Here is a 10,752-nt window from a genome sequence, read left to right on the forward strand (position 1 = left end):
AGGCTGATTTGAACCACGTTCCGAACAGAAGGCGTCACACTCGGAAACGTACCTCGACCTGCAAGCCACCCGTCGGCGACTCGTCGAGCCGCACCGCCGCATGGTGTTGCGTAGCGATGCGCCGTACGATCGCGAGGCCGAGACCGGTGCCCGCCACATCGGTGCGCGCGCGGTTCGCGCCGGCGCCGGCCCGGTAGAAGCGATCGAATACGCGATCGCGTTCGGCCGGCTCGATGCCCGGCCCGCTGTCGGCGATCCGTACCACCGGATGCCCGTCTTCGACCTGCAGACTGACGTCGACGCGGCCGCCTCGCGGCGTGTATTTGGTTGCGTTATCAACGAGGTTGTTGAACATGACGCGCAGCGCGTCGGCGTCGCCGATCACCGTGGCGGACTCGCTCGCCTCGATGCCGAGATCGACGCCGCGATTCTGCGCCAGCGGCGCATACGCCACCACGCAGTCCTGCAGCAGCGCGCGCAGATCGATCGCGTTGGTCGCGGCGAGGCCGTCCGGTTCCGAGCGTGCGAGCGCCAGCAATTGCTCGGCAAGCCGCGTGGCGCGCGTGACACCCGCTTGCAGATCGGCCAGCGCTTCACTGCGCGCTACGTCGTCTTTCGCGCGGGCGACCAGTTGCGACTGGATCTGCACCGCGGCGAGCGGCGTGCGCAATTCGTGAGCGGCGTCGGCAACGAATGCTTTCTGAATGTCGAGTGCGGTGGCGAGACGTTCGAGCAGGCCGTTCAACGCGCGCACCAGCGGCTGCACTTCAAGCGGCAGGCGCTGATCGGGCAACGGATCGAGCGCCTCGGGGTGACGCGCGTCGAGCGCGCTGGTCACGCGCCGCAGCGGCCGCAGTCCGCGTCCGACGATCACCCACACCGCCAGGCCCAATAGCGGCAGCAATACGATCAACGGCCACAAGGTTCGCAACGCGACGTTCGCCGCGAGCCGGTTGCGCACCGAAACCGGCTGCGCCAGCTGCACGACGTTATCGCCGACGATCGCGCCATACACACGCCAATCGCCGCGCTCCGTATGCTCGGTGGAAAAGCCGAGTTCGGCGCGCGGCGCGAGCGGCGCACGCGGTCGCGAGTAGTACATCAACACGCCGTTGCGATTCCAGATTTGCAGCACGATGCCTTCGTCGCCGGTGTCGCGCGAACCAAGCACTTGCGAAAACGGTTCCGACGGCAGCGCCGCGGCGATCTGCTCCAACTGGTAATCGAACAGTTCGTTGGCTTCAGCCAGCGCTTGCCGGTAGATCAGCCAACCGGCAATGCCGACGCCGAGCAACACCAGCGCCAGCAGCCAGAACAGCAATTGACGGCGAATCGAACGCATCGGCTCAGGCGTCCTTCGCGATCATGTAGCCAAGACCGCGCACGTTGCGGATCAGGTCCGCGCCGAGCTTCTTGCGCAGCGCGTGAATGTAGACCTCAACGGTATTGCTGCCGATCTCCTCGCCCCAGCCGTACATTTTTTCCTCGAGCTGGCTCTTCGAGAGTACCGCGCCAGGACGCGCGATCAGTGCTTCGAGCAGCGCGAATTCACGCGCCGACAACGCGACCGGCGCGCCGTCGAGCGTGACCTGATGCGAGGCCGGATCGAGCGTCAGGTTGCCGTGACGAATCGTCGAATCGCTGCGGCCCGATTGGCGGCGGATCAGTGCACGCATGCGGGCGCCGAGTTCGTCGAGATCGAAAGGTTTGACAAGGTAATCGTCGGCGCCGGCGTCGAGGCCTTTGACGCGGTCGGCGACCGCGTCGCGCGCCGTCAGGATCAGCACCGGCGTGGCGTGGCCTTTGGCGCGCAGCGCACGCAGCACCTCGAGGCCGTCGCGTTTGGGCAGGCCGAGGTCGAGCAACACCAGATCGTAAGGTTGGCCGGTTGCCGCGCTGAGCGCCGCGTCACCGTCTTCCACCCAATCGACCGCGAAGCCTTCGCCGCGTAGCGCCTTGCGCACGCCTTCGGCGATCATCCGGTCGTCTTCGACTAGCAATATGCGCATGTTGGTACGGTCCCGAAACATTCGATGATGCCGCATTCTAGCGCCCAGCCCGGCCTGCGCGCCGCAGGACGCTTTTTCACCGCAGCGTCGCGGCATGTCTCTACAATGAGCGCTTTGCGTCGCGTGGCTCGATTCATCAGCGTGCCCGGCTTGGTATGCCGAACGCGTGAATCCGCCAGCGTGCCCCCATGATTTGCCCGACCGACTAATGCCGCCCTCGCGAACGCGCAACGAAACCGCTGCCCGCACGCGTCGCGCGATGCATCGACACACCCTGGATTGCCGCGTACCTCGCGCCCCGAAATCTTGCTTCCTCGCCTGTTCATGACGCACGCTTTTTTGTCTTCTCTCGCACGCTCCTTGGCGCTGCGTCCACGCTCCTCTGCCTGCACCCGTTCCCTGCCGCGCCGCGTCGCACCGCGCACGGCCGCGTTGGCGCTCGCCTGCGCCGCGCTCGGTTGCGGCACGATGCTGCCGCTCACCGCACAGGCTCGCGTCAAGGCTACGCATCCGAGCGTCAATGTCACGACCGTCCTGCCGCAACCGGTGATGGTCGGCCTGCAGCGCGCCCACGTGCCCTTGTCGTCGATCAGCGTGGTGGTCGAAAAGGTCGGCGACCGCACGCCGATCGTCGCGCTGAACGCCGGCAAGCCGATGATGCCCGCCTCGACGATGAAGCTCGTCACCACTTACTCCGGCCTGTCGATCCTGGGCCCGGACTATCGCTGGCGCACGAGCGCGTATGCGGACGGCACGCTCGATGCCAACGGTATGTTGCACGGCAATCTATACATTCAGGGCACGGGTGACCCGAAGCTGGTGCCCGAAGAACTGATCGACCTCGTGCAGAAGATCCACAAGGCGGGCATCAGCGGGATCGACGGCGCGCTGGTGCTCGACAAGCGTTATTTCGATGCCTCGACGCGCGACCTGCCGCCGTTCGACGACGACGCTACCGCGCCGTACAACGTCGGTCCCGATCCGCTGCTGTATGCCTTCAAATCGCTGTCGTTCACGCTGACGCCTTCGCCGGACGGCAGCGTCGCCGTCGACGTGCTGCCCGCGCTCTCGCAGTTGCAGATCGACAACCAGATGCACGCGGTGAACGGACCATGCCGTGGCGAGGCCGCCTCCGTCACACCCACCGTGACGCCGCAACCCAACGGCACCGTGGTGGCGTCGTTCGACGGCGAGTACTCGATGCGCTGCGGCCCGCGCACGATCAACGTCGCGGTGCTCGATCACTCCGCGTTCTTCGCGGGCGGCTTCCTCGCGCTGTGGCAGCAAACCGGCGGCACGTTCAGCGGCGCGACCCGCGAAGGCGCGGTGCCGGTCGGCGCGCGGCTCGTCGCCACCCACCAGGGGCCGGTGCTGTCCGACATCGTTCGCGACATCAACAAGTTCAGTAACAACACGATGGCGCGCAACCTGTTCCTGACGATCGGCGCGACGGAAGAAAAGCCGCCCGCCACGCCCGCCAAATCGGCGCGCGCGATCGAGGCGTTTCTGCGCCGCGACAGCATCGACATGGAATACCTGACGCTCGACAACGGCTCGGGCCTCTCGCGCGACGAGCACGTCACGGCGCTTTCGCTCGCCGATCTGCTGCAGCGGGCCAACGCGAGCCCGGTCGCTCAGGTGTTCGTGGAGTCGCTGCCGATCGCGGGCGTGGACGGCACGATGCGCAACCGCTTGACCAACCAGGGCGCGGGCGGCAACGCGCACATCAAGACCGGCACGCTGCGCGACGTGCGCGCGATCGCCGGCTATGTGGCCTCGGCGGACGGCAACAGTTATGTGGTGGTGAGCCTGATCAACGACCCGCATGCCGAAGCCGCGCGTGCCGCACACGACGCCTTGCTCGAATGGATATACCAGGGACCGTCCCAGGGATTCACGAAGGTCTCCGACCCGGTCCCCGAACCGCGCGCCAGCAAGCCCAGGAAAAACCCGCACAAGCACGGCACCCATTGAGGATTCCTTCTATAGAAGCCGCGCGCCGCAACGCGCCCAACCGTGTACGCTGTCGGGCAGTGTTTGAGGCGCGCGTAAAACGCAACGCGTAGCGCACGAGCCGCGCAATCATTAGGGTGGCATGGCCCAATCAAACGAAAACGACAACGTCCGTTGCGGCAAACGCAGCGGCCCGGGACCACGGAGGAAGACACAATGCAATTCGATGCCGAATTGCTGCTGCTCGCCATGGCGCCAGTCTTTCTCGCATGCATTGGCTGGGAGGCGTGGCACCTGCGGCGCACGCGCCCCGGCGCGCAGCTTTACAGCTGGCGCGACACCCTCTGCAACGCCGCACTCGCGTTGATGCAGCAAGCCGCCGACAAGCTCGCGTGGCTCGCGATCATCCCCGTGTATGCCCTTTTCTACGATCACTATCGCGTCGCCACGTGGCGGGCGAGCTGGGTGTCGTTCGTCGCGCTGTTCGTCGCTCAGGATCTGCTCTATTACGTGTTCCACCGTTGCAGCCATCGCGTGCGCTGGCTGTGGGCCGCGCATGTCGTGCATCACTCGTCGGAGCGAATGAATTTTTCGACCGCATTCCGCCAGAGCCTGATGTATCCGATTGCCGGCATGTGGCTGTTCTGGATTCCGCTCGCCGTGCTCGGCTTTGCGCCGAAGCAGATCGTCGCGATCGTGCTGATCAACCTCGGCTTCCAGTTTTTCGTGCATACCCAGGCGATCGGCAAACTCGGCTGGCTCGAATACGTGTTCAACACGCCGTCGATTCACCGCGTGCATCACGCGCGCAACGACCGCTATATCGACCGCAACTATGCTGGCGTGCTGGTGATCTGGGATCGCCTGTTCGGCAGCTATGTCGAGGAAGATTCGCGCGATGCGCCGGTGTACGGCATCGTCGAGCCGCTTCACACGTATAACCCGCTGAAGGCGACGTTTCATGAATGGGCGTCGATGGCCGCCGATTTCGTGAGCGTGCGAGGCTGGCGCAACAAGTGGCGCGCGCTGTTCGCACCGCCCGCGTGGGCCACGGATTATCATGCACGCCGCGCCGCCGGTGCGAGTGCGAGTGCGCGTGCCGATACCGCGTTATCCAGCGGCGATGCGAGCGTCGAAGAAAACCATACGGCCGCGTTTCAAACATCGCGCAGGCCTTAGAAGATTCTGTAAGCTGGCGTCACGCCGCCAAAGCGGTGGGCGCCGCCTGCAATATATGGCGCAAGGGCCACACATACGAGGAGATGAAGTCAACATGAAGCAAACAGCATCGAACAAGCGCAATTTCGTCCGCGTCACGCAGATCGCCATCGCCAGTGCGGCGTTTGCACTGCTCGCGGCTTGCGGCGGCGGCAGCGACAACAACAATGCGAGCAGCACGCCTCCAGGCGGCGTCAAATTGCAGGTCGTATCGTTCGGCGACAGCCTGTCGGACGTCGGCACGTATGCGCCGGTGATCCAGTCGAGTTTCGGTGGTGGCCGCTTCACGACCAACCCGGGTGAAGTGTGGACGCAGAAGGTTGCCGAATACTACGGCGGCACGTTGACCGCCGCGTATCTGGGCGGCTTCGGCCAACCGCTGGTAGCGGCGGGCGGGTATGGCTACGCGCAAGGCGGTTCGCGCGTGGATCAGCCGCAAGGCGAAGGCTACGCGCCGAACTTCATGGCCGCCACGACGATTCCGGTCACGCAGCAGATCACGCAGTATCTGGGCGCGCACGGCAGCTTCAATGCGAACCAGCTGGTGCTGATGAACGGCGGCGCGAACGACATTTTCATTCAGGCGCAAGCAGTCTCGGCAGCGGGCACCGCGGCGGCGACGGCAGTCCTGCAGGCCGGCGGAACGCCCGCGGCGGCGCAGCAGGCGGGCGCCGCCGCGTCGAATGCGGCGATCCCCGCAGCGCTTCAGCAGATCGGCATAGCGGCGGCCAAGTTCGTCGGCGCGGTTCAGCAGGTCGTCGGGGCGGGCGCAACGCACGTGGTCGTGTCGGATGTGCCGGATATCGCGCAAACACCGCAAGGTGTGCAAAGCGGTGCGACAGGTCAGGCGCTGTTCAATGCGCTGACCCAGACGTACAACGGCGCGCTTGCGCAGGCGTTTGCTTCGAACAAGCAGGTCATTTATGTGAGCGCCTTCAAGTGGCTGGACACCACGCTGGCCTCCTACCAGACGCTGGGCTTCACGGTGTCGAACACGAACACGGCGTGTAACCTGAACGCGATGGGGCAAGCGGCCACGACCTATGCCACGCAGAATCCGGCCGTGCTCCAGCCGGGCCAGACGGCTGCGTCTTACGGCAGCCAGTTCCAGTCGTCGCTGTTCTGCTCGCCGCAAACGCTTACCGTGGCCGGCGCGGATCAGACGTACATGTTCGCGGATCTGGTGCACCCGAGCACGCACTTGCACGCGTTGTTCGCGCAGACGGTCGAGCTGGCGATCGCTGCTAGCGGACTGGGCAAATAAGTTGAGGGTTGCCGCGTAGCGGCAGCAGGATGCGAACGCCTGGCTTGCTGGTCGAGCCAGGCGTTTTTTTATTTGCGACACAAACGCGGCGTATTGGGCGCAGCGCGTGTAGCGATCTGTCTTTTCCTACGTGCAGGCGCAAACGGAGTTCCTAACCTTGCGCTTCAAATGCCGCCGCGGCTCGGCCCAGGCGATCGTTCACCGCGATCCATTCGATCGTATCTGGCAACTTCTCGATCAGAATTCGCGTGACATTCGCGCGATCCAGCGCCCTGAGCAAGCTATACAACTCGCGCGCGTACACATGCGGATCTTCAGGTGCGGCAATGAAATGCACCCCTTCCGCGTCTGCCCAGTGCCCGGCACGCGAGGCCCGCGCGACCAAAGCCACACGCTCGGCCGCTGCGCGCGCGGCAAGCAAAGGTTCGAGCGCCCCGAACGGCAATAATGCCAACGGCGTGCGCGGTGCATAGTGCGCCTTCAGCGTGCCCGAAGCGCGCGGTGCCGTCGCATCCGATCCGTCTGGCAACCTCGGCGCTTCGCCGAGCACATCGGCAATATCCTGCGGCGTGACGCGGCCGGGCCTCAATAGCGCCGGAAATCCACGCGACAAATCCAGAATCGTCGATTCGATCCCGACGTCCGATGCGCCGCCGTCCAGCACATGAATCGCGCCGCCGAACTCGTCGCGCACGTGCTGCGCCGTAGTGGGGCTCACATGACCAAAACGATTCGCCGACGGCGCCGCCACGCCACCATGTCCGTCACGCAATGCGCTGAACGCTTCCAGCAAGGCCTGGGCAACCGGATGTGACGGACAGCGCAAGCCCACCGAATCCTGGCCACCGCTGACCGCTGCATCGATTCGTGCCGCGCGCTTCAGGATCAGCGTAAGTGGCCCAGGCCAGAACGCATCGATCAGGCGCTGCGCATCCGCGGGCAGATGGTCGACCCAATAAGTCGGATCACCCTGTGGCGCCAGATGCACGATCACCGGATGATTCGCCGGTCTGCCCTTCGCCACGTAAATACGCGTGACCGCGTCCGGACTCTCGGCATCGCCGCCGAGTCCGTAGACGGTCTCCGTCGGGAACGCGACGAGCTCGCCCGCGTCGAGCAGCGCGGCGGCATGCTCGATCTGCGCGGTGCTCACGGGCAAGACGCTCGCGGCGCCTCCTTCGGCAGGTTTGCTTTGATCCGGCATGGCGCTCGCGTCAGCTCGTGATGATGTGCAGGAGCCGCGCGCAATCCCGGCCGGCCGTGCGGGCTTCTTCGAGCGTCGCGGCGGTGAAGTTCACGTGGCCCATCTTGCGGCCGCAACGCGCCTCTTCCTTGCCGTACAGATGCAGACGCGCCGCCGGCATCGCGGCCACTTCGTGCCACGGCGGCGTGACTGCCGCGCGCTTGGGGCCGTCCGGAAACCACACGTCGCCGAGGATGTTCAGCATCACGGCGGGCGAATGCTGGCGAGTATCGCCGAGCGGCATACCGGTCATCGCGCGCACCTGCTGTTCGAACTGGCTGGTGGCGCAGGCGTCGACGGTGTAGTGGCCGGAGTTGTGCGGGCGCGGCGCCATTTCGTTGGCGACGAGCGATCCGTCTTCAAGGATGAAGAACTCGACGCACAGCACGCCCACATAGCCGAGCTTGTCGGCAATTTGCAGCGCGGCCTGTTGTGCCTGGCCGACCAGCGTCGAGCTTGCATCCGGCGCGGGGACGATGGTGTGCGACAGCACGCCGTCGCGATGCGTGTTCTGCGCCAGCGGATACACCACCGACGCGCCGTTCGCCGCGCGCGCAATCAGCGCGGACACCTCGAACTTCAGCGGCAAGCGCTTTTCCAGCACGCACGGCACACCGGCGAGCGATGCATGCGCCTGGCGCACTTCCTCGGCGTTGCGCACGCGAATCTGACCTTTACCGTCATAGCCCATGCGCGCAGTCTTGAGAATGCCCGGCAGCACCGCCTCGAGCTTCGCATCGTCGAGCGCGGCCAACGCATCCGACGACTCGATCACGACGTGCGGCGCCACCGCCACGCCTGACGATGCGATAAATCGCTTCTCGGCGATCCGGTCCTGCGCCACGGCGACGCAACGGCCGGCCGGACTCACAAACGTGGTCCTGGCGAGGAAATCGAGGCTCGCCGCCGGCACGTTCTCGAATTCGGTCGACACCGCCGCGCACAGTCGCGCGAGTTCGGTGAGCGACGCTTCGTCGTCGTAAGCCGCACGGATATGGCGGTCCGCAACCGCGCCCGCGGGACTGGTCTCGTCCGGGTCGAGCACAGCGACGCGATAGCCCATCGCCTGCGCGGCAAAACAGAACATGCGGCCGAGCTGGCCGCCACCGACCATGCCAAGCCATGCGCCGGGCAGAATCGGTGAAACCGGTATGTTGTCTGGGTTCATCTTAGTGGTCGGTCGCGGCCGGATGTGCCTGCAAAACGTGCAATAGCGGCATCCGGCCCGGGGTCAGACATGGGGGAAAGTCTAAAAGCAATCAGCCTTGGCGCTTACAGCGCCGGCAGCACCATTGCGTGAGCCGCTTCGTTCTGGCGCACGCGGAACGCCGCCAGTTTTTCCGCATACTCGGCGCTCGTGCCGCTCAGAATCGATACCGCGAACAATGCGGCATTCGCCGCGCCCGCCTCGCCGATGGCGAACGTGGCGACCGGCACGCCCTTGGGCATCTGCACGATCGAATGCAACGAATCGACGCCCTTCAAATACTTGCTCGCCACCGGCACGCCAAGCACCGGCACCGTGGTCTTGGCGGCCAGCATGCCCGGCAGATGCGCCGCGCCGCCCGCACCCGCGATGATCGCGCGAATGCCGCGCTCGCGCGCGCTCTCAGCATACGCAAACATCTCGTCGGGCATGCGATGCGCGGACACGACCTTGGCTTCGTACGGCACACCGAATTCCTGCAGAATCGCCACGGCGTTCTTCATCACTTCCCAGTCGGAACTGGAGCCCATCAGCACGCCGATAACTGGCGCGCCATGCGTATGGGCGGTTTGTGCTTCACTCATCTTACGGCTTCCTTGGTTCTTGAGAGCGCTCTCGATCCTTCGCTGCGCGCCAGGCACCCGAGGGGTGCCGCGGCGTTCCCCGCGTTTTTTCGCGATCCGGATCCACCCGGCGCGCGTGCTCAGGCGAGCTTGTGTCCAGTCAGGCGTTCGAGCGCTTCCTGATACTTCTCGCCCGTCTTCGTAACCACGTCGTCCGGCAGCTTCGGTGCGGGCGGCTCTTTCTTCCACGGCTGGGTTTCGAGCCAGTCACGCACGAACTGCTTGTCGAACGACGGCGGGTTCGTGCCGACCTGATACTGGTCGGCCGGCCAGAAACGCGACGAATCGGCGGTCAACGCCTCGTCCATCAAATACAGTTGGCCGTGGTTGTCCAGCCCGAACTCGAATTTCGTGTCCGCGATGATGATGCCGCGTGTGGCGGCGTAGTCGGCGGCTTCCTTGTACAGCTTGATCGAGATGTCGCGGATCGTGGCCGACAGTTCGGTGCCGATGCGGCGCTCCATCTCGTTGTACGTGATGTTTTCGTCGTGGTGGCCCATTTCGGCCTTGGCTGCCGGCGTGAAAATCGGCTCGGGCAGCTTTTGCGCGTTCTGCAGGCCAGGCGGCAGTTCGACGCCGCACACCGAACCGGTTGCCTGGTAGTCTTTCCAGCCGCTGCCGGCCAGATAGCCGCGCACCACCGCTTCGACGAGAATCGGCTCGAGGCGCTTCACGACGACCGCGCGACCCTTCACCTGCTCGACTTCGTCTGCCGCCACCACGGATTCGGGCGCCACACCCGTGAGGTGATTCGGCACCACATGCTTCAGTTTCTCGAACCAGAAGTTCGCCATTTCGTTGAGCACGCGGCCCTTATTCGGAATCGGCTCGCCCATGATGACGTCGAACGCCGACAGACGGTCGGTCGTGACGATCAGCAACTGGTCGTTGCCCACCGCATAGTTGTCGCGGACTTTACCGCGGCCGAGCAGCGGCAGCGAGCGGAGCGTGGATTCGTAGAGGGTAGACATCGTCGTGGTTCGCTAAAAGTGGGGCAAAAAGTGTGACCGGAACAAAAGGGAAACGCCGTTCCCCGGATGATGCGGGAACGGCGATCTACCGACAACCTGGCCAATCGGCCAGGCCTGATGCGTGGTTATAGCTTAGCGGACAACCTGTGCGAGCTCGCCCGACTTGTACTTTTCCGCGATTTTATCAAGCGAAACCGGCTTGATCTTGCCGGCCTGGCCTTCGCAGCCGAATTGCGTGAAGCGCTCGAGGCAGATTTTCATCGC

9 protein-coding genes and 1 pseudogene are annotated in these 10,752 nt (G+C 64.9%); 3 read left to right on the top strand and 7 right to left on the bottom strand.

Annotated features, from left to right (window positions below):
* Positions 1-34 precede the first annotated feature (34 nt).
* Together QOC89_RS10565 and QOC89_RS10570 are read right to left on the bottom strand one after the other, a co-directional pair.
* Positions 35-1,342, bottom strand: a complete 1,308-nt coding sequence (locus QOC89_RS10565; protein WP_323044961.1) for an ATP-binding protein — start codon at positions 1,340-1,342, stop codon at positions 35-37.
* Positions 1,343-1,346: 4 nt separating this feature from the next.
* On the bottom strand, positions 1,347-2,009 hold the full coding sequence (locus tag QOC89_RS10570) for a response regulator (RefSeq protein WP_323044962.1): 663 nt from the start codon (positions 2,007-2,009) through the stop codon (positions 1,347-1,349).
* A gap of 324 nt (positions 2,010-2,333) precedes the next feature.
* Between QOC89_RS10570 and dacB the strand changes: the two genes are divergently transcribed.
* From dacB to QOC89_RS10585, 3 genes are all read left to right on the top strand, one after another.
* Positions 2,334-3,983, top strand: a complete 1,650-nt coding sequence (dacB, locus tag QOC89_RS10575) for a D-alanyl-D-alanine carboxypeptidase/D-alanyl-D-alanine-endopeptidase (RefSeq protein WP_323044963.1) — start codon at positions 2,334-2,336, stop codon at positions 3,981-3,983.
* Positions 3,984-4,178: 195 nt separating this feature from the next.
* On the top strand, positions 4,179-5,141 hold the full coding sequence (locus tag QOC89_RS10580) for a sterol desaturase family protein (RefSeq protein WP_323044964.1): 963 nt from the start codon (positions 4,179-4,181) through the stop codon (positions 5,139-5,141).
* A 94-nt stretch (positions 5,142-5,235) separates the two neighbouring features.
* Entirely contained in the window at positions 5,236-6,444 is a 1,209-nt protein-coding gene (locus QOC89_RS10585) for an SGNH/GDSL hydrolase family protein (protein WP_323044965.1), read from the top strand.
* A gap of 151 nt (positions 6,445-6,595) precedes the next feature.
* On the opposite strand, the gene QOC89_RS10590 is transcribed toward QOC89_RS10585, so the two are convergent.
* The 5 genes and pseudogenes from QOC89_RS10590 to QOC89_RS10610 form a co-directional block, all read right to left on the bottom strand.
* Positions 6,596-7,648: an L-threonylcarbamoyladenylate synthase gene (locus QOC89_RS10590; RefSeq protein WP_323044966.1), complete on the bottom strand. Its 1,053-nt coding sequence runs from the start codon at positions 7,646-7,648 to the stop codon at positions 6,596-6,598.
* A 10-nt stretch (positions 7,649-7,658) separates the two neighbouring features.
* Complete coding sequence (locus tag QOC89_RS10595; RefSeq protein ID WP_323044967.1) at positions 7,659-8,855, bottom strand: 5-(carboxyamino)imidazole ribonucleotide synthase; 1,197 nt, start codon at positions 8,853-8,855, stop codon at positions 7,659-7,661.
* A 104-nt stretch (positions 8,856-8,959) separates the two neighbouring features.
* A complete protein-coding gene (gene purE, locus QOC89_RS10600; protein ID WP_027800217.1) occupies positions 8,960-9,478 on the bottom strand; it encodes a 5-(carboxyamino)imidazole ribonucleotide mutase in 519 nt (172 codons plus the stop codon).
* 119 nt (positions 9,479-9,597) lie between these two features.
* Positions 9,598-10,488: a phosphoribosylaminoimidazolesuccinocarboxamide synthase gene (locus QOC89_RS10605; protein WP_074282302.1), complete on the bottom strand. Its 891-nt coding sequence runs from the start codon at positions 10,486-10,488 to the stop codon at positions 9,598-9,600.
* Positions 10,489-10,620: 132 nt separating this feature from the next.
* Positions 10,621-10,752 (bottom strand): annotated as a pseudogene (locus QOC89_RS10610) (fructose-1,6-bisphosphate aldolase); the annotation flags it as partial.

The sequence above is a fragment of the Paraburkholderia sp. genome, assembly GCF_034668105.1.
In the GTDB taxonomy this organism is placed as follows: domain Bacteria; phylum Pseudomonadota; class Gammaproteobacteria; order Burkholderiales; family Burkholderiaceae; genus Paraburkholderia.

What these genes read in the sequence shown, in the direction of transcription:
- QOC89_RS10605 (WP_074282302.1), bottom strand. Translation starts at nt 10,488, where the DNA reads ATGTCTACCCTCTACGAATCCACGCTCCGCTCGCTGCCGCTGCTCGGC.
- dacB (WP_323044963.1), top strand. Translation starts at nt 2,334, where the DNA reads ATGACGCACGCTTTTTTGTCTTCTCTCGCACGCTCCTTGGCGCTGCGT.
- QOC89_RS10580 (WP_323044964.1), top strand. Translation starts at nt 4,179, where the DNA reads ATGCAATTCGATGCCGAATTGCTGCTGCTCGCCATGGCGCCAGTCTTT.
- purE (WP_027800217.1), bottom strand. Translation starts at nt 9,478, where the DNA reads ATGAGTGAAGCACAAACCGCCCATACGCATGGCGCGCCAGTTATCGGC.
- QOC89_RS10590 (WP_323044966.1), bottom strand. Translation starts at nt 7,648, where the DNA reads ATGCCGGATCAAAGCAAACCTGCCGAAGGAGGCGCCGCGAGCGTCTTG.
- QOC89_RS10565 (WP_323044961.1), bottom strand. Translation starts at nt 1,342, where the DNA reads ATGCGTTCGATTCGCCGTCAATTGCTGTTCTGGCTGCTGGCGCTGGTG.
- QOC89_RS10585 (WP_323044965.1), top strand. Translation starts at nt 5,236, where the DNA reads ATGAAGCAAACAGCATCGAACAAGCGCAATTTCGTCCGCGTCACGCAG.
- QOC89_RS10595 (WP_323044967.1), bottom strand. Translation starts at nt 8,855, where the DNA reads ATGAACCCAGACAACATACCGGTTTCACCGATTCTGCCCGGCGCATGG.
- QOC89_RS10570 (WP_323044962.1), bottom strand. Translation starts at nt 2,009, where the DNA reads ATGCGCATATTGCTAGTCGAAGACGACCGGATGATCGCCGAAGGCGTG.